The organism is Delftia sp. UME58 (assembly GCF_014170385.1).
Taxonomy (GTDB): Bacteria; Pseudomonadota; Gammaproteobacteria; order Burkholderiales; family Burkholderiaceae_C; genus Comamonas; species Comamonas acidovorans.
This window is the reverse complement of sequence record NZ_LZZV01000013.1, coordinates 193,005-211,226: the sequence shown is the minus strand read 5'-3', so window position 1 is coordinate 211,226 and position 18,222 is coordinate 193,005. Positions and strand designations below refer to the sequence as shown.

General features: G+C 67.1%; 18 protein-coding genes and 1 riboswitch. Of the genes, 10 read left to right on the top strand and 8 right to left on the bottom strand.

The window, feature by feature from the left end; all coding sequences use genetic code 11:
* The first annotated feature begins 53 nt into the window (after positions 1 to 53).
* Positions 54 to 150: riboswitch (cyclic di-GMP riboswitch) on the top strand.
* Positions 151 to 247: 97 nt separating this feature from the next.
* Entirely contained in the window at positions 248 to 2,611 is a 2,364-nt protein-coding gene (locus A9976_RS04400; RefSeq protein WP_259649101.1) for a S53 family peptidase, read from the top strand.
* A 48-nt stretch (positions 2,612 to 2,659) separates the two neighbouring features.
* On the opposite strand, the gene icd is transcribed toward A9976_RS04400, so the two are convergent.
* A complete protein-coding gene (icd, locus tag A9976_RS04395; protein ID WP_183017973.1) occupies positions 2,660 to 3,922 on the bottom strand; it encodes an NADP-dependent isocitrate dehydrogenase in 1,263 nt (420 codons plus the stop codon).
* Positions 3,923 to 4,131: 209 nt separating this feature from the next.
* On the opposite strand from icd, the gene A9976_RS04390 reads away from it, so the two are divergent.
* The 7 genes from A9976_RS04390 (at position 4,132) to A9976_RS04360 (ending at position 10,576) form a co-directional block, all read left to right on the top strand.
* Positions 4,132 to 4,353 (top strand): hypothetical protein, encoded by a 222-nt coding sequence (locus A9976_RS04390; RefSeq protein ID WP_012205488.1) that lies wholly within the window; start codon positions 4,132 to 4,134, stop codon positions 4,351 to 4,353.
* Positions 4,354 to 4,568: 215 nt separating this feature from the next.
* Positions 4,569 to 5,021 carry a DUF192 domain-containing protein gene (locus A9976_RS04385; RefSeq protein ID WP_259649115.1) on the top strand — a complete coding sequence of 151 codons (453 nt, stop codon included), beginning with the start codon at positions 4,569 to 4,571 and terminating at the stop codon, positions 5,019 to 5,021.
* A 9-nt stretch (positions 5,022 to 5,030) separates the two neighbouring features.
* Positions 5,031 to 5,402 (top strand): DUF2946 family protein, encoded by a 372-nt coding sequence (locus A9976_RS04380; RefSeq protein ID WP_183017971.1) that lies wholly within the window; start codon positions 5,031 to 5,033, stop codon positions 5,400 to 5,402.
* A gap of 122 nt (positions 5,403 to 5,524) precedes the next feature.
* On the top strand, positions 5,525 to 7,732 hold the full coding sequence (locus A9976_RS04375) for a TonB-dependent siderophore receptor (protein ID WP_183018166.1): 2,208 nt from the start codon (positions 5,525 to 5,527) through the stop codon (positions 7,730 to 7,732).
* A 14-nt stretch (positions 7,733 to 7,746) separates the two neighbouring features.
* Positions 7,747 to 9,279, top strand: coding sequence for a PepSY-associated TM helix domain-containing protein (locus tag A9976_RS04370; RefSeq protein ID WP_183017970.1), 1,533 nt, complete (start codon positions 7,747 to 7,749; stop codon positions 9,277 to 9,279).
* Positions 9,280 to 9,302: 23 nt separating this feature from the next.
* Positions 9,303 to 9,794 (top strand): MarR family winged helix-turn-helix transcriptional regulator, encoded by a 492-nt coding sequence (locus tag A9976_RS04365; protein ID WP_183017969.1) that lies wholly within the window; start codon positions 9,303 to 9,305, stop codon positions 9,792 to 9,794.
* Positions 9,791 to 10,576, top strand: a complete 786-nt coding sequence (locus A9976_RS04360; protein ID WP_183017968.1) for a DNA alkylation repair protein — start codon at positions 9,791 to 9,793, stop codon at positions 10,574 to 10,576. Before A9976_RS04365 ends, A9976_RS04360 begins: the two co-directional genes overlap by 4 nt.
* Here A9976_RS04360 and fur read toward each other — a convergent pair.
* The 6 genes from fur to A9976_RS04330 all read right to left on the bottom strand — a co-directional run bounded on the left by fur (position 10,563) and on the right by A9976_RS04330 (position 14,589).
* A complete protein-coding gene (fur, locus tag A9976_RS04355) occupies positions 10,563 to 11,012 on the bottom strand; it encodes a ferric iron uptake transcriptional regulator (RefSeq protein ID WP_183017967.1) in 450 nt (149 codons plus the stop codon). The two genes, A9976_RS04360 and fur, sit on opposite strands and share 14 nt — an antisense overlap.
* 182 nt (positions 11,013 to 11,194) lie before the next feature.
* The gene (locus A9976_RS04350; RefSeq protein ID WP_183017966.1) at positions 11,195 to 11,755 is read right to left on the bottom strand and encodes a carbonate dehydratase; all 561 of its coding nucleotides are present in this window, start codon (positions 11,753 to 11,755) and stop codon (positions 11,195 to 11,197) included.
* Positions 11,752 to 11,901 carry a type B 50S ribosomal protein L36 gene (ykgO, locus tag A9976_RS04345; RefSeq protein WP_182283136.1) on the bottom strand — a complete coding sequence of 50 codons (150 nt, stop codon included), beginning with the start codon at positions 11,899 to 11,901 and terminating at the stop codon, positions 11,752 to 11,754. The genes A9976_RS04350 and ykgO overlap by 4 nt, the downstream gene beginning before the upstream one ends.
* 65 nt (positions 11,902 to 11,966) lie before the next feature.
* A complete protein-coding gene (gene folE2 / locus A9976_RS04340) occupies positions 11,967 to 12,857 on the bottom strand; it encodes a GTP cyclohydrolase FolE2 (RefSeq protein WP_183017965.1) in 891 nt (296 codons plus the stop codon).
* Positions 12,858 to 12,903: 46 nt separating this feature from the next.
* A complete protein-coding gene (zigA, locus tag A9976_RS04335; protein ID WP_183017964.1) occupies positions 12,904 to 14,124 on the bottom strand; it encodes a zinc metallochaperone GTPase ZigA in 1,221 nt (406 codons plus the stop codon).
* Positions 14,125 to 14,190: 66 nt separating this feature from the next.
* Positions 14,191 to 14,589, bottom strand: a complete 399-nt coding sequence (locus A9976_RS04330) for a transcriptional repressor (protein WP_409049530.1) — start codon at positions 14,587 to 14,589, stop codon at positions 14,191 to 14,193.
* Positions 14,590 to 14,943: 354 nt separating this feature from the next.
* Between A9976_RS04330 and A9976_RS04325 the strand changes: the two genes are divergently transcribed.
* Both A9976_RS04325 and A9976_RS04320 read left to right on the top strand, forming a co-directional pair.
* Entirely contained in the window at positions 14,944 to 15,153 is a 210-nt protein-coding gene (locus A9976_RS04325; protein WP_016445961.1) for a hypothetical protein, read from the top strand.
* 111 nt (positions 15,154 to 15,264) lie between these two features.
* Positions 15,265 to 15,612, top strand: coding sequence for an RNA-binding protein (locus A9976_RS04320; protein ID WP_012205474.1), 348 nt, complete (start codon positions 15,265 to 15,267; stop codon positions 15,610 to 15,612).
* Between the two features lie 155 nt (positions 15,613 to 15,767).
* Here A9976_RS04320 and A9976_RS04315 read toward each other — a convergent pair whose 3' ends face one another.
* The gene (locus A9976_RS04315) at positions 15,768 to 18,002 is read right to left on the bottom strand and encodes an NADP-dependent isocitrate dehydrogenase (RefSeq protein ID WP_183017962.1); all 2,235 of its coding nucleotides are present in this window, start codon (positions 18,000 to 18,002) and stop codon (positions 15,768 to 15,770) included.
* Positions 18,003 to 18,222: the final 220 nt, after the last annotated feature.

The window sequence follows — 18,222 nt, the reverse complement described above, 5'->3', positions numbered from 1 at the left end:
ATCAGCATATTTGATAAAATACAATTTGATAAAAATATTAAATTTACCTACAATTTGTGAACCAGCACACCCGTACGAAAGGCGGGGGTCGCAAAGCCTCCGGTCTACCCCCGCCCTTTGACGGGAGGGCATGACAGCGGAGTTGCCAGGTTCCGTCGTTCCTGCCGGCCCCTGCATGCGACTTCGCCAGGGCCGTGCATGGCCACAATTGACGGAGATCAGCATGGCACCCTGCCGCACGATTCGCTTGAACCTTTTCCTCGCACCACCGCGCTGGTGGGCTACCACGGCGCTGTGCGCAGCAGCCCTTTCAGCCTGCGGAGGGGGAAGCGACACGGCCTCCCAGTCGGTGGCCGGCCCGCTGGCCTCCGGCACGACGACCCTCGAGAACCTCGTGGTGCTGGACGACACCGTGGGCTCGGCCATAGCGCAGCCGCAGTTCCACATTGCCCCCGTATTTGTGGAGCCACCGCAGGGGCCAGGCGTCGCAGTTGCAGGCGCCGGGGCGCAGCTGCCGCCTGTGGCCAGCATCCTGCCGCCTCAGACCAGATCGCTGTCCACCCGCAGGCTCACCCCCGACGAGTTGCTGGCAGCCCAGCGCGGACAGCCATCCATGGAGATCACATCCCAGCAGGGCACGCCCACGCCCCTGGCCTCCGGCTCCATCGTGACCTACACCCCGGCGCAGGTTCGGGCAGCCTATGGCTTTCCCGCACTGGCACCGTCCGGCAGCCCACTCACACCGGCACAGGCAGCGCAGATGGGCGCAGGTCAGACCATCTACGTCGTGAATGCCTACCACAACCCGAACGTCGCGACCGAACTGGCCACCTTCAACCAGCGCTTCGGCCTGCCCGGCTGTACTGGCCGGGTACTGGCGCCCGCGACCCCGCTGCCCATGCCCGCGGCACCCTCGACAGGCTGCGAGCTGCTGGTGGCGTACAGCGACACATCGGGCCAGTTGGCGGCCAGCGCACCGGCCTACAACGCAGGCTGGGCCACCGAGATCGCGCTGGATGTGCAGTGGTCGCATGCCATAGCACCGCTTGCACGCATCGTTCTGATCGAGGCGCCTGACGCATCGACCAACAGCCTGCTGCGTGCCGTGCAACTGGCCAATGCCATGGGCCCGGGAGCGCTCTCCATGAGCTTCGGCACGGCCGAGGGCAGCTGGACCACCTCGGTGGACTCCGTGTTCGGCGCCAGCCAGATGACGTACCTGGCTGCCACCGGCGACTGGGGAGCGGGTGTGATGTGGCCTTCGGTCTCCTCCAGGGTGCTCGCGGTTGGAGGCACTTCGCTGAGCTACTCCGGGGCAGGCAGCCGCTCCGAGGTGGCCTGGTCGGGCACCGGAGGCGGCATCAGCGCCTACGTGCCCGCATCGGCCTACCAGCAAAGCGGCGTGCCGGGCGTGGGCGGGTTGAGCCGCCGCACCGTGGCCGATGTGGCAATGAACGCGGATCCGTCCACCGGGCACTATCTGGCCGTCATCCCCTCGGGCGGCACGGCCGTGCAGTGGGTCAGCGCCGGCGGCACCAGCCTGTCTTCCCCGATGTGGGCTGGACTGGTCGCCGTAGCCAACGCCATGCGCGCCCAATCTGCGCTGGCACCCCTGGGCAGCACCCAGCCCATGCTGTACGGCAAGGTAGCGGCAACGCCCACGAGCTATTCCAGGGCATTCGCCGACATCACCAGCGGCTCGCACGGCAGTTGCGCCACCTGTTCTGCGCGTGCAGGCTTTGACGAACTCACCGGCCTTGGCACGCCCAATGCCACGGATCTGCTCAGCGCACTGGGCGCCGCCACACCCGCTGCGGTGGCACCGATCGTGGCCGCGGCCACCATCTCGGGCGATGCCGGCAAGGCCCTGAGCTTCACCGTGTCGGCGACAGGCAGCAACCCGCTGAGCTACAACCTGGCAGGCGCTCCAACGGGAATGACGGTCGCAGCCACGACCGGCATCGTCACCTGGCCAGCCCCCGTGGCGGGAAGCTACGCCATCACGGCCCGGGCCACGGACACGAAAACAGGCCTGACCGGGCAGGCGGCCTATACGGTCAGGATCGCACCGCCCCAGCCTCCCGTGGTCACCGGAGCCAGCATCAGCGGTACGGCCAACGTGGCGCTATCGTTCAGCGCCGCCGCAACCGCGCCCCACCCCGTCAGCTACAGCCTGGTCTCCGCGCCTTCCGGCATGGTCATCAGCACCACCGGCCTGGTGAGCTGGCCCAAGCCCGTGGCGGGCAACTACAACGTTACGGTGGTGGCCCGGGACACGGCGACCGGACTGAGCGGCAGCGCCGTCTTCACGGTGAAGGTGGCCGCCGCCGGTACAGCGGGCACCGGCCTGGCCATCACCGCCGCTGCCGTGCAGGGCAAGGCAGGCATCCCCCTGTCCGCAACGATCAGCGTGTCGGCGCCTGGCGCCACCTCCGTGTCCGTCTCCCTGTCCGGCGTGCCGCTGGGCATGGTGTTCGCGGCCCAGGGCTCCGCGATCAGCATGCGGTGGGCCCAGCCTGTGGCCGGCAGCTATGCGCTGCTGGTGGTGGCACGTGATTCCCTGGGCCGCAGCGCCCAGGCGACGGTGCCCGTCACCATCACGGCGCCTTGAGTTCGGCGCGGCCACGCGGGGCGGGTGGCCTCGCCGTGGCTGCGCAGCTCAGTCCATCTTGGAAATCATCACCTGGCCAAAGCCGGAGCACGACACCTGGGTGGCGCCGTCCATCAGGCGGGCGAAGTCATAGGTGACCTGCTTGCTCTGGATGGCCTTTTCCAGCGCGCTGATGACCAGGTCGGCTGCCTCGCGCCAGCCCATGTGGCGCAGCATCATCTCGGCCGAGAGGATTTCGGAGCCCGGGTTCACATAGTCCTTGCCCGCGTACTTCGGGGCCGTGCCGTGCGTGGCCTCGAAGCAGGCCACGGAGTCGGACATGTTGGCGCCGGGCGCAATGCCGATGCCGCCGACCTGGGCCGCCAGCGCGTCCGAAATGTAGTCGCCGTTGAGGTTGAGCGTGGCCACCACCGAGTACTCGGCCGGGCGCAGCAGGATCTGCTGCAGGAAGGCGTCGGCAATCGAGTCCTTGATGACGATGTCGCGGCCCGTGCGCGGGTTCTTGAACTTGAGCCAGGGTCCGCCGTCGATGGGCTGGGCGCCGAACTCGCGCGCGGCCAGCGCGTAGCCCCAGTCGCGGAAGCCCCCTTCGGTGAACTTCATGATGTTGCCCTTGTGGACCAGGGTCACGCTGGGCTTGTCATTGTCGATGGCGTACTGGATGGCCTTGCGCACCAGGCGCTCCGTGCCCTCGATGGACACGGGCTTGACGCCGATGCCCGAGGTCTCGGGGAAGCGGATCTTCTTGACGCCCATTTCCTTGACCAGGAAGTCGATGAGCTTTTTCGCGTTCTCGCTGCGGGCCTCGTACTCGATGCCCGCGTAGATGTCCTCGGAGTTCTCGCGGAAGATGACCATGTTGGTCTTCTCGGGCTCCTTCAGCGGCGAGGGCACGCCCTTGAAATACTGCACGGGGCGCAGGCAGACGTAGAGGTCCAGCTCCTGGCGCAGCGCCACGTTCAGCGAGCGGATGCCGCCGCCCACGGGCGTGGTCAGCGGGCCCTTGATGGAGACCACGTACTCGCGCAGGGCCTGCATGGTTTCTTCGGGTAGCCACACATCGGGGCCGTAGATGCGCGTGGATTTCTCGCCTGCGAAGACCTCCATCCACTGGATCTTGCGCTTGCCGCCATAGGCCTTGGCCACGGCGGCATCCACCACCTTGATCATCACCGGCGTGATGTCCACGCCGGTGCCGTCACCTTCGATGAAAGGAATGATGGGCTGGTCTGGCACGTTCAACGACATGTCGGCGTTGACAGTGATCTTCTGGCCCTCGGCCGGCACCTGGATGTGCTGGAAGCGGTTCATGGGGACGGGTCTCCGTTGGCTGGTGCACGAGGCAAGAGTGAATGCCCGGATCGGGCACGAATTTGGTGCAGAAAATTCTAACGACAATCGGGCCGCCCTCCTGTCAACGGCGATACAGTAAGCGCGTTGAGCATGTGCGGTGCATCAAGAATTTCGCACCGTTGTCTGATTCAACTTGGCTTCTACCGCTTTTCTAGGAAATGGCATATATGAAAAAACTCCTCGCTGTCCTGATCGCCGGTTCGTTTGCCGCAGGCGCCTTCGCACAGGCCGCCGCAGCACCCGAAGCGCCGATGTCGGCTCCCACGGCCGCTTCCGCAGCTGCTCCCGCTCACACAGCCAAGAAGGCCAAGGTCGCCAAGAGCGGCAAGCACTCCGGCAAGAAGCACGCCAAGCGCTCCACGAAGAAGGCACACAAGGCCGTGGCCTGATCCATGCCACGGGATGCCAGCCGGCATCCCCTCAAAAAAAGCCCGCAAGTCAGCAATGCCCTGCGGGCTTTTTGCCGCCAGCCCGGCCATGATGGCCGGGCCAGGCCGATTTTTGCGTCCGGCCACGCGCCCCCTGCGACAGAATGTGCAAGATGACGAAGCCTTCGACACCCCTCCACACATCCCTTTCCCGCCGCGCGCTGCAGCGGTTGATCATGGCCGCCTGCCTGGCTGGCGCCGCCGTATCGGCAGGCGCACAGCCCCAGGGCAGCCCCCAGATGAATCTGCGCCGCGTGGAGTTGACGGCCGGGTTCCACCGCATCGATGCCCAGGTGGCCGCCTCGGACCGCGAGCGCGCCATCGGCCTGATGTTCCGCCAGGACATGCCCGCGCAGGAGGGCATGATCTTCGTCTTCGAGGTGCCCGCCGTGCAGTGCTTCTGGATGCGCAACACCCTGCTGCCGCTGACCGCCGCCTTCGTGGCCGATGACGGCACCATCGTGAACCTGGCCGACATGAAGCCCATGACCGAGGACTCGCACTGCTCGGCCAAGCCCGTGCGCTATGTGCTGGAGATGAACCAGGGCTGGTTTGCCAAGCGCGGCCTGAAGGCCGGCGTCAAGCTGGGCGGCAGCCTGTTCACGTCCACGCCTGCCGCCAAGCCATAATCACGGCCCATGCAAGCGCTTCGCTCCTCGTTCTGGCTCACCCGGCTGATATTGGCCTGGTTTGCCGTGACGCTGGGCGTTGCCGTGGCTTCGCCCCTGGTGAATCCACAGGGCTTCGAGCTGGTCTGCACTGCCAGCGGCGACGTCAAGCTGGTGGCGCTGGGCGACAGCGCAGCCCCGGGCATGGGCCACCACCAGCTCGACTGCCCGATGTGCCTGCCCGTCGGCGCACCACCGCCGGCCCTGCCACAGATGGCGATACCCCACCAGCAACCGCTGGCCCACGCGCTGCTGCCGCTGGTGGCGGCGCACATTGCCTCCGTCACGCGCGCGCCGCTGCCGGCGCGCGGCCCTCCCGCGCTGACTGCCGTGTTCTCTTGAATCGCCGCCGGGCCTGCTGATGCGCGCCCGGCCCGCCTGTGCCGCGCCTGCGGCCCAGGACTGCGCCGCATGCGCGGCGCAAGACCCGGAGTCAGTTCGTGAATTCTTCCCCTTTCCCCGCGATGACGGCGCCGGTGCGCGCGTACACGCACGCCTTTCGTCTCCACCCCCTGGCCACGGCGCTGTACTGTGCGCTGGGCGCCGCATGGGCGCCTGCCGCACACGCGCAGGTCCTGGCCGAGGCGGCACTGCCCGCCGTCGAAGTCTCCGACCAGGCCACGGCCGACGCCAACGGACTGCTGCCGCTGAACAAGACCGTAGGCACGGCCAGCCGTCTGGGCCTGACGGCGCGCGAGACACCGGCCTCGGTGCACATCGTGGACCGCGCGGCCATCGAGGCGCGCGGCGCCCAGGACACGCAGGAGATCCTGCGCTCCATTCCGGGCGTCACGGCCTACAGCCCGCCCGGCAACATCGGCATCAGCTACCGGGGCTTCGGCACGGGCTCGGTCAGCCAGCTGTTCAACGGTATCAACCTGCAGTACTCCATTGCGGCCCGGCCCGTGGACAGCTGGATCTACGACCGGGTGGAGGCCATCGGCGGGGCCTCCGGCTTTCTCTACGGCGCAGGCGGCGTGGGCGGCACGCTGAACTACATCACCAAGCTGGCCCAGCGCGACAGCTTCACCGAAGGCCAGCTGCGCCTGGGCAGCTACGGGCTGAAGGAAGCCTCCGTAGGGCTGAACCGCCGCCTGGGCGATGCCACCGCCAGCCAGGGCACCGCCCATTACCTGCGCCTGGACCTCAACCACCGCGATGCCGGCAGTTGGGTGGGCGGCACGCAGTCGCGCTCCACGCAGCTGGCGGCCTCGCTGCTGTCCGACCTGGGTGGCGGCCTCACGCACACCCTGGCCTACGAAGCCCAGCATGAGCGGGTGGACCGCCCGTACTGGGGCACGCCGCTGCTCAACCCGCTGCGCGGCCAGGCGCGCATTGACGAGGCCACCCTCGGCAAGAACTACAACAGCGCCGACGGCCTGTACGCCCAGCGCGTGCAGTGGCTGCGCTCCATCACCGAATGGCGGGCCAGCGACCGGCTCAAGCTGAGCAACACCTTCTACGCCTATGACGCGCTGCGCGACTACCGCAACGTGGAGACCTACCGCTTCACGCCCGACAACAGCGCGGTGGTGCGCTCGGCCGCGCTGCTGCAGCGCCATGACCAGCGCATGGTGGGCGACCGCATCGAAGGCAGCTACCTGGGCGAGCTGGCGGGCCGGCGCAGCGAATGGGCCTTTGGCCTGGACGTGAGCGTGAACCGGCAGACGCGCTTTCCGAACAGCCTGTCTGGCACGGTGAGCACGGTCAATCCCTACGATTTCACGACAGAGAACTTCTACGACATCCCAGGCATGGCGCCCGGATTCAGGCCTGACCGCGACAACAAGGTCACCACCACCGCCCTGTACCTGGAAAACCGCACGGCCCTCACCCCGGCCCTGCACCTGTTGACCGCCCTGCGCCATGAACGCATCGATGTGGACCTGACCAACCGGCGCGATGTGACGCCCGCGCTGCCCGCCAGCTACAGCCGCAGCTACAGCCCGACGACCGGGCGCGTGGGCCTGGTCTGGGATGCCACGCCCGAGGCCAATCTCTACGCCCAATTCTCCACGGCGGCCGATCCGCCGTCGGGCATGCTGATGGGCGCCTCGTTTGCCGACGCCATCAACAACACCGGGCTGACCACGGGCCGCCAGGTGGAGGCGGGCAGCAAGCTGTCGTTCTGGCAGGGCAAGGGAACGGCGGCTCTGGCGGTCTATCACATCACGCGCCGCAACATCTCCACCCAGGACCCGCAGGACAGCACGCGCACGGTGCTGGTGGGCCAGCAGTCCTCGCGCGGGGTGGAGCTGTCCATGGGCCTGGCGCCCACGCCGCGCTGGTCCATCCAGGGCAACTGGAGCCATGTGGACGCGCGCTATGACAACTACCAGCAAGGCGGCGTGTCCCTGGCGGGCAAGCGGCCCACGAACACGCCCGCCAGCGTGCTCAACCTCTGGACCAGCTACCGCATCACGCCCGCGCTGGAGGTCAACGCAGGGCTGCGCCGCGTGGGCGGTATCTATGCTGACGCGGCAAATACCCTGTCCTGGCCTGCCTACACGCTGCTGGACCTGGGCCTGAGCTACCGGATCGACCCGCGCATGACGGTGATCGCACGGCTGCGCAATGCCACGGACCGCGTCTACGCCGCCAGCCTGACCAGCACCATGGCCTACCTGGGGGCGCCGCGCACGGCCGATATCACGCTGCGCGTGGCGTTCTGAGCGAGGGCCGCGCCATGCGCCTTCACCTCAAACGCTGGCTGTTCCTGCTGCACCGCTGGCTGGGCATTGCCGTATGCCTGTTCTTTGCGCTGTGGTTTGTCTCGGGCATGGTGATGATGTACGTGGGCTACCCCAAGCTCACCGAGGCCGAACGGCTGCGCCACCTGCCGCCGCTCGATGGCAGTGCCGCCCTGCTCGCGCCCTCCGAGGCGCTGCGCGCGGCCGGCATCGACGGCCCGCTCAAGGACCTGCGCCTGCATGCCGGCAGCGCCGGCCGTGCCAGCTACCTGGCCACGCCCGAGGGGCGGCGCCAGCCCGTGGCCATCGATGCGGCCAGCGGCCAGGTGCTGCCCGCCACCAGCGAGGCGCAGGCCCTGGCCAGTGCCCGCGCCTTCGCGGGGGAGGGCACGGGCCTGCACTACCTGGGCACGGTGGATGAGGATGCCTTCAGCCACTCGCGCGCGCTGGACATCCACCGCCCCCTGCACCGCGTGCAGCTGGACGATGCCCAGGGCACGCTGCTCTACATCTCCGGCCGCACGGCCGAGGTGGTGCGCGATGCCACGCGCACCGAGCGCGGCTGGAACTACCTGGGCGCGTGGCTGCACTGGCTGTACATGTTCCGGGGCAATGCCTTTGACGGCGCCTGGGCCGACATCGTCAACGTGCTGTCGCTGGTCGGCATTGCCGTGGCCATCACCGGCACCGTGGTCGGGGTGATGCGCTGGCGGTTCAGGCAGCCCTACCGCAGCGGCCGGCGCACGCCCTACCCGGGCCGCGCCATGCGCTGGCACCATGTGGCGGGCCTGCTGTTCGCGCTGACCACGCTGGCCTGGATCTTCAGCGGCCTGATGTCCATGAACCCCTGGCGCCTGTTCGACACGGGCACGCCGCCGCTGCACATGGCCCGTTGGCAGCAGGGCCCGCTGCGCCTGACCGGGGACGACGCCACGCCGCATTCGCTGATCACCGCAGCGGGCGGCCCCGTGCGCGAACTGCGCTGGCTGCGCACCGCAGGCCGCACCGAGGTGCTGGCCCAGCCCGCAGCCGGCACGCCCCTGGTGCTGGACAGCGCCAGCGCCGCGCCCGTGGCCCACTCGCGCGACGCCCTGCTGGCGCGCGCAGCCGTGCTGATCGACGCACCCGTGCTGCGCAGCGAATGGCTGACCGCGCACGACCTGTACTGGTACGAGCGCGCCGAGCACACCATGATGGGCGGCCATGACAAGCCCCTGCCCGTGCTGCGCGTGGTCTTTGGCGATGCCGCGGCCAGCTGGGTGCACATCGACCCGCACACGGGCCAGGTGCTGGGCCGGCTGGACGGCGCCCAGCGCCTCAAGCGCTGGCTGTTCGCCATGCTGCACAGCTGGGACTGGCTGCCGCTGCTGCAGCGCCGGCCGCTGTGGGATGGGCTGCTGCTGGCCTTCAGCCTGGGCGGCCTGCTGATGAGCGCCACGGGCGTGCTCATCGGCCTGCGCCGGCTGCGCAAAAAGCGCAGTCATGGCGCCCGGATGCCGGCATCGGCCAAGGCGGGTGTATATGGTTAGCCGCCATACTGTATGCTTGCCACATGCAACTCGAACAGAAATACCAGGCCCTGCTGGCCGAGGCCGAGCGCCGCCGGCTGCCCGATGTGGACGGCATGCGGCTGTGCTTCCAGACCCTGTCCCTGGCTGCGCGCATCGACCGTGACTGCGCCGCGCTGCTGGCGCCCCATGGCCTGTCCGAAGGGCGCTTCGTGCTGCTGTTCCTGCTGGAATCCGCCAGCGAAGGCCTTGCGCCCAACCATCTGGCCGAGCAGGCCGGCATCACCCGCGCCACCGTGACCGGCCTGCTGGACGGCCTGGAACGCGAGGCCCTGGCCCAGCGCCTGCCCGACCCCGCCGACCGCCGCGCGCTGCGCGTGCAGCTCACCGCCAAGGGGCGCCAATTGGCGCGCAAATTGTTTGCCCAGCACAGCCGATGGATCGCCGGCCTGTTTTCCAACCTGACGCCCGCCGAACGCGGCCAGTTGGGAAAGCTGCTGGCCAAGGCCTGCGCAGGCGTGGAGGCCAGCGCATGACGGCGCCCGCCCCCCGGCGCAAGGGCGCCAACCGCACGGCCGACATCACTCCCGAACTGCTGCAGGCCCTGTCCCTGGGCGAGATCGAAACCGCCACGCTGACCGAAAGCCTGGCCGTGGACCAGGCCCGGCTGCTGCAAGCCGTCTTTCCCGACGAGTGGCCGCAGCTGCAGGACACGGCACAGGCGCTGGGCCAGCTCGGCATCCTCAAGCGCATGGAGTGCATTGGCGGCCTGCTGTGGCAGACGCTGGGCCAGGCTGGCTGGCAGCGCTGCCTCACGCACCGCTCTGACACGGTGCGCGGCTGGGCCTGCTTCATGGCGGGTGCGCAGCCCGGCCTGGACCTGCGCCAGCGCCTGGAGCTGGTGCGGCCGCTGGCCGATGACTCGCATTTCGGCGTGCGCGAATGGTCGTGGATGGGCGTGCGCCCGCATCTGGCCAGCGACCTGCCGCAGGCCGTGGCCGAGTTGTCTCGGTGGACAAGGCGGCCCTCCGACCGCCTGCGCCGTTTCGCCAGCGAGGCCCTGCGGCCGCGCGGCGTCTGGTGCAGCCATATCTCGGCGCTCAAGCAGCAGCCGGAGATCGCCCTGCCCCTTTTGCAGCGGCTGCGCGCCGATGCCTCGCCCTATGTGCAGGACTCGGTGGCCAACTGGCTCAACGACGCGGCCAAGAGCCGGCCAGACTGGGTGCGCGCCCTGTGTGCGCAATGGCTCCAGGAATCGCCCGTGCCCGCCACGCGCCGCATCTGCGAGCGTGCGCAGCGCAGCCTCAAGGAGAGCTAGCCTCCTGCCGGCCCGCCAGCCGCTCGCAGTCGGGCTTGACGCAGCGCCCGTAGAGGATGTGGGAGTGCTCCACGATGGCAAAGCCATGCGAGCGCGCCAGCAGCTTCTGGCGCTGCTCGATCACCGCATCATGGAACTCCTGCACCAGGCCGCAGCGCGTGCAGATCAGGTGGTCATGGTGCTCGCCGTCATCGAGTTCATAGACCGCCTTGCCCGCCGCAAAGCGCTGATGCCGCAGCAACCCGGCCTGCTCCAGCTGCGCCAGCACGCGGTAGACCGTGGCCAGGCTGGTGCCCCGGCCCTGGTCATGCAGCTGGCGGTAGACCTCCTCCGCTGCCAGATGACGCTGGTCCCCGTGGCGAAAGATGTCCAGTACCCACAGTCGCGCCAGCGTGGCCTTCAGCCCCAGGTTCTTGAGGTCAGCGGAATCGGACATGCAGCCCTTTCTTGTCTCAGTGATTCACGCCACTGCGCGCTACCAACCGTCCACGGTCCACGAGACTGGCGCACCCCAGCCCAGGGACACCGAGGAAGGGCAGCCCCGCACCGAGGGTGTCGTACCCCTCCCGCGCAGCGAGAGAGGGGGAAGCGGCGTAGCCGCTCAGGGGGTGCTTTGTTCTAGAACTCATTGTGGATGGCCTTGTAGCCGCGCACCAATTCGTTGTTGGTGCGGACCACGTCCTCGGAGAAATCGCTGGCGTCCGCGGGCACCTGGGCCAGCGTGGACAGATCGGTCTCCGGGCCTATGCGCGCGGTGGACGGCACATAAAAGCCCGGTGGCAGGTGGCATCCATCGACCACGGCGTTGTAGCGCACCACGCAGCCGTCATCGACCACGCAGTTGAAAAGCACGCTGTTGAAGCCGATGAACACGCCATTGCCCACGGTGCAGGGCCCGTGGACGATGGCGCGATGGGCGATCGAGCTGTGCTGCCCCACGCTGACGCGCGCGCCGGACTTGGAGTGGATCACCACCCCGTCCTGGATGTTGGAGTGCGCACCGATCACGATGGGGTCGATGTGGCCGTCCGCATCCATCTCGTCGGCACGGATCACGGCGTAGGGGCCGATGAAGACGTTCTCTTCCACGATCACCAGTCCGCACAGGATGGCCGTGGGGTCCACGAAGGCGCTGGCATGGATGCGCGGCAGGTCCCCGCGCGGGTTCCTGCGGATCATCCCTTGCGCTTGTTCTTGGCGCCGCCCTGGCGGGCCTTGAAGCGCGGATTGCTCTTGCAGATGACATAGGTGCGCCCGCGCCTGCGCACCACCTGGCAGTCTCGGTGGCGCAGCTTGGCTTCCTTGAGGGACGAGAGAACTTGCATGGAAAACTCCTTGGGTTGGACAAAAACGGATGCGGGACTGCTGGTCGCTGTTCGCTGTTAGCGGCTCAAGCCCAGGCCACGGCGTCGTGCGGATGCAGGCTTTCCAGGTGGCGCACATGCACGCGCGGCTGGGCGTAGACGCCTTCCAGGGCCGCCTGTATGCGGCGCGCCGCATCCTCGACAAACATCAGGTTGCGGCCGTTGAGCGCGGCAAAGGCCTGCTCGTCGGCGCGCTTGACGGCGGTCTGCACGGGCGTGCCCAGCGCCTGCTCCACGCGGGCGATCAGGGGCAGGATGCCGAGGTCCGGCCCATCACAGCCCAGGTCCACGCTGACCCGGGCCTCGCTGCGCTGGCTGTGCGCCGTGGCCAGCGTGCCATGCCGGCGCAGCCAGGAGGCCACCTGGTCCGGCGCCACCAGTGATTCGCCCGCAAAGGCCTGCAAAAAGCCCTGCTCCAGCAACTGCCGCGACAGGGCCGCCGAGCAGGGGCAGGTCGAGGAATAGCCCACGCTCACCTGCAGCCGCAGCTGGAACACGCCCTCGGCCAGCGTGGCGTCCAGGCGCACGGGATAGGACTTCCAGCCCGACAGGTCGTGGGTGACCAGGGCGGGCCGCTGGGTCAGCAGGTCCAGCGACAGGCGCAGCCGGGCGCTGCGGCTTTGGCAGTCGAGGTGGCTGTCGATCATGGCCTGCAGCGCATGGCGCAGCGCCAGGGCAGACAGCGCGGACTCCTCGGCCAGGCTGTCCAGCTGCCGGTACAGCCGGGACATGTGTATGCCCTTGACATGGGCCGCAGGAAGATCGACCTGCACATCGGCGCGCGCATGCAGCTCGCGCCAGTAGCCGGGCTCGGCGACGGTCACGGGCAGGTCTATGCCCTGCATGCCCACCCATTGCAGCGGGCTGAGGCTGGGCGCGGGATCGGTCAGGGAAACATCGGGAAGAGGTGCAGGCATTCGGGGCTCCAGTGGCCACGCCGACCCAGGCCGGCGCGGTATTCGCTCAATTCCAGTCGGGAAACGGGTTGTCCCATTGCGCCCAGGCCTGCGGGCCCAGGGCCATTTCCGAATCGGTCAGCAGGCAGTCGTCCAGGCGGGCGCCCAGCGCGTCCTCGTCCATGCCCATGCCGATCAGCACCAGCTCCTGGCGCGCATCGCCCACGCCGTCGACCCATTTGTCCAGGATACGCTCCACGCTCTCGGGGTCGCGCGGCCAGCGCTCGGCCTCCACGGCTGCCCACCAGTGGCCAGCCGGTCCATGGCGCGCCACGGCGCCGGCCTGCGACCAGGAACCGGCCAGCGCCGGATGGCTGGCCAGCCAGAAAAATCCCTTGGAGCGCACCACGCCCGGCCATTCGCTTTGCACCAGGCCAAAGAAGCGCCGGGGATGAAAGGGGCGGCGGGCTCGGTAGACAAAGCTGGCAACGCCATAGGCCTCCGTCTCGGGCTGGTGCGTGCCACGCAATTCCTGCAGCCAGCCCGGCGCCCTGGATGCCTCCTCGAAATCGAACAGCCCGGTATCCAGCACGCGATCCAGCGGCAGCCGGCCGAAGGAGGCCATCTCCAGCCTGGCACGCGGGTTGAGTCCGCGCAGGATGGCCACCAGCCGCGCGCAGTCCTCTTCGGTGACCAGGTCGATCTTGTTGAGCACGATCACATCGCAGAACTCCACCTGCTCGATCAGCAGATCGACCACGGTGCGGCGGTCCTCCTCGCCCAGCGATTCGCCGCGCGAGCGCAGGCTGTCGCGCGAGCCGTAGTCGTGCAGGAAGTTGAAGGCATCGACCACGGTCACCATGGTGTCCAGTCGCGCCACATCGCCCAGGCTGCGCCCGTCCTCGCCCGCGAAGGTGAAGGTCTCGGCCACCGGCAGCGGCTCGGAGATGCCCGTGGACTCGATGACCAGCTGGTCGAAGCGGCCCTCGCCCGCCAGCCGCGCCACCTCCAGCAGCAGGTCCTCGCGCAGGGTGCAGCAGATGCAGCCATTGCTCATCTCCACCAGCTTTTCGTCGGTGCGCGACAGGCCGGCCCCGCCATCGCGCACCAGGGCCGCGTCGATGTTGACCTCGGACATGTCATTGACGATGACGGCCACGCGCCGCCCTTCGCGGTTGTGCAGGATGTGGTTGAGCAAGGTGGTCTTGCCCGCGCCCAGAAAACCCGACAGCACGGTCACAGGCAATCGGGCATGCGGCGGCTGAACCGGCGCTACGGTATGCATCATGGAATCTCTCGAACAGGGACAGGGATCGCGCGGCGGGCACTGCGGCCGCGGGCGGCAGGCGGGGTCTCAGGCGTGGAGCGCGGTGCAGGCAGAGCACTTGCCATGCAGCTCGATGTTCGAATGGGCCAGCGCAAACGCATGGCCATGCGCCCAGTTGCCCAGGCAGCGGTTGAGCGCGTCGTCCACGAACTCATCGACCTGGCCGCAGCTGTCGCAGATCGCAAAGGCCGAGAAGTCATGGCTGCCCTCGTCCGGATGCGAGCAGCAGACATAGGCATTCAGCGACTCCAGGCGATGGACCACGCCCTGCTCGGCCAGCTTGTCCAGCGCGCGGTAGACCTGGGTGGGGGCGCTCAGCCCGTGGTCACGCAGTTGGTCGAGCAGTGCATAGGCCGTGCGCGGCGCACCGGCCTGGCGCAGGGCGTCGAGCACCCGTTGCTGGTTGGCGGTCAAAGGAGTGGGCATGGTGATTTCCTGGTCTGGCAAACGGCCAGCATGTTGGGTCATGTCAATTTTGTTAAGTTATAACATAACAAACCATCGCCTGCCAGGCAGGTTTTTACAATTAAAAAGAATATTAAGTTGCGTTTAAATAATCAACAGGATATAGTCAGCACCGTTGTCCAGACCCAATTACCTGAGTCGGCAACGACATCTCCCGCGCAACGGCTTGCCAGCCGCTTCCTGCAGGATGTCTTTCGCGACCTTTGTCGCCCAGTTGGTCTGTAGAGCTGCAGCCAACCGAGTTCCTAGATGCTCACGCAGGCCTGCTCAAGGCTGCGAACCTGACTGAACCACATTTCAAACACCGGCATTCCCATGGGCAAGTACGTCGTCTCGCCCTCGACACACCCGACCGACTGCGGCCGCTTCCGCGCTTCCTTCTCGGTCCATCGCTCCCAGGGCAACGGCAGCTACTGTCGCGTATTCCGTTTCGACAAGGCATTCGCCTCCAGCGAAGCGGCACGGCTGTTTGCCGTCACCCAAGGCTGGCTTCAGACCTGCATGCAGCACCCGCCTGCGTGCTGATGGCCTGCCTGCTGCGAACCCCCATCCATTCCCTGCTGCGGATTGCACAGTCCGCCGCCTGCATTCCAACGGTGCGCCCGTTTGCGCACATCTAATCAAAGAGGTTTTCCTATGACCACCAAAATCTACGTGGGCAATCTGCCCTACTCCGTGACCGACTCCAGCCTGGAAAGCAACTTTGCCGAGTTCGGCAACGTGGCCTCCGCCAAGGTCATGATGGACCGCGAAACCGGCCGCTCCAAGGGCTTCGGCTTTGTCGAAATGGCTTCTGCCGAAGTCGCCCAGGCCGCCATCACCGGCCTGCACGGCATGTCCGTGGACGGACGCTCGATCGTCGTGAACCTGGCCCGTCCCCGCGAAGAAGGCCGCAGCTCCGGTGGCTACAGCCCGCAGGGTTACGCCGGCAAGCGTTCGGATGTCGGCTATGGCAACGGCGGCCACGGCGGCGGTCGCTACTGATCACGGCGCAGCTTCCGAAAACCGGCTCTCTGGGCCGGTTTTTTTTCGCCTGCGGTTTTCTTTCCTGCCGTTGCAGGCATGAAAAAACCGGCCGCCCTTGCGGGCCGGCCGGTCATGGCTGAAGCCTGCCGGGGCCAGGCCCCGGGCACAGCGGCTTACAGCAGCGCGTCGATGGCTGCGTTGAACGTGGCGCTGGGGCGCATCACGGCATCCATCTTGGCCACGTCGGGCATGTAGTAGCCACCGATGTCCACGGCCTTGCCCTGCACGGCGCGCAGCTCTTCGATGATCTTGGACTCGTTGTCGGCCAGTTGCTTGGCCAGCGAAGCGAACTTGGAGGCCAGTTCGGCATCTTCCGTCTGCGCCGCCAGGGCCTGTGCCCAGTACAGGGCGATGTAGAACTGGCTGCCACGGTTGTCCAGCTCGCCGGTGCGGCGCGAAGGCGACTTGTCTTCGTCCAGCAGCTTGCCCGTGGCTTCATCCAGGGTCTTGGCCAGCAGCTTGGCGCGGGCGTTGCCGTTCTTGATGCCCAGGTCTTCCAACGACACGGCCAGGGCCAGGAACTCGCCCAGCGAATCCCAGCGCAGGTGGTTTTCCTCCACCAGCTGCTGCACATGCTTGGGAGCGGAGCCGCCAGCGCCCGTTTCGTACATGCCGCCACCGGCCATCAGCGGCACGATGGACAGCATCTTGGCCGAGGTGCCCAGCTCCATGATGGGGAACAGGTCGGTCAGGTAGTCGCGCAGGATGTTGCCGGTCACCGAGATGGTGTCCAGGCCGCGGGCCACGCGCTCCAGCGTGTAGCGCATGGCGCGGACCTGAGACAGGATGTGGATTTCCAGGCCCGTGGTGTCGTAGTCCTTGAGGTAGGTGTTGACCTTCTTGATCAGCTCGGCCTCGTGCGGACGATAGGGGTCCAGCCAGAACACGGCGGGCATGCCGGAGTTGCGGGCACGCGTGACGGCCAGCTTGACCCAGTCGCGGATGGGCGCGTCCTTGACCTGGCACATGCGCCAGATGTCGCCCTGCTCCACGCTCTGGCTCATCAGCACTTCGCCCGTGGCCAGATCGACGATGTTGGCCACGCCGTCTTCCTCGATCTCGAAGGTCTTGTCGTGCGAGCCGTACTCTTCGGCCTTTTGCGCCATCAGGCCCACGTTGGGCACGGTGCCCATGGTCTTGGGATCGAAGTTGCCGTGCCACTTGCAGAAGTTGATCATCTCCTGGTAGATGCGGGCAAAGGTGGACTCAGGCATCACGGCCTTGCAGTCGTAGGGCTTGCCGTCGGCGCCCCACATCTTGCCGCCCTGGCGGATCATGGCGGGCATGGACGCGTCAACGATCACGTCGTTGGGCGAGTGGAAGTTGGTGATGCCCTTGGCGGAGTCCACCATGGCCAGCGCGGGACGGTGTTCCTGGCAGGCGTGCAGGTCACGGACGATCTCTTCGCGCAGCGAGGCGGGCAGCGTCTCGATCTTCTCGTACAGCGTGGACATGCCGTTGTTGACGTTCACGCCCAGCTCGTCGAACAGCTTGCCGTGCTTCTCGAAGGCTTCCTTGTAGTAGATCTTCACGCAGTGGCCGAACACGATGGGGTGCGAGACCTTCATCATCGTGGCCTTGACGTGCAGCGAGAACAGGATGCCGGCGTCGCGGCAGTCGTCCAGTTCCTTTTCATAGAAGTCGCACAGCGCCTTCTTGCTCATGAACATGGAGTCGATGATCTCGCCGGCCTTCAGGGCCACCTTGGACTTGAGCACCACGGTCTTGCCGCTCTTGGTGGTCAACTCCATCTTGACGTCGCGCGCGGCGTCCAGGGTCATGGACTTTTCGCCGTGGTAGAAGTCGCCGTGCTCCATGTGCGAGACATGGGTCTGCGACCACTGCTTCCACTCGCCCATGGAGTGCGGGTGCTTCTTGGCGTAGTTCTTGACGGCGGCGGGAGCGCGGCGGTCGGAGTTGCCCTCGCGCAGCACGGGGTTCACGGCCGAGCCCAGGCACTTGCCGTAGCGTGCCTTGATGTCCTTTTCCTGGTCGTTGGTCGGATTCTCGGGGTAGTCGGGCAGTGCATAGCCCTTGGCCTGCAGTTCCTTGATGGCAGCGATCAGCTGGGCCACCGAGGCGCTGATGTTGGGCAGCTTGATGATGTTGACATCGGGCTCCAGCGTCTTCTTGCCGAGCTCGGACAAGGTGTGGGCCACGCGCTGGTTTTCGGCCAGGAATTCGGAGAACTCACCCAGGATGCGGTGGGCCACGGAGATGTCGGCGGTCTCGACGTTCACGCCGACGGGCGCGGCGAAGGCGCGCACCACAGGCAGGAAGGCACTGGTGGCAAGGCGCGGGGCCTCATCGGTCAGGGTGTAGATGATGGTGGGTTGCTGCGTGCTCATCTCTTGTCTCAGGTAGTGAAAAGGTAGGGGTCGCGCCGCAGGCCGTCGAACCGGGCATCCGCTAGGGGAAACGGGGCCGGTGCAGCCTGAGGCAGTAGGACCGTCACGCAATGCCCCGTCGCGCCAGCATGCTGCCCCGGCGTTTTCTGCAATGCGATCCCACAATACAAAATTCTAAGCGGAACCCGCCACATTTTCTAAGTCTTGTAGAAGACTTAGG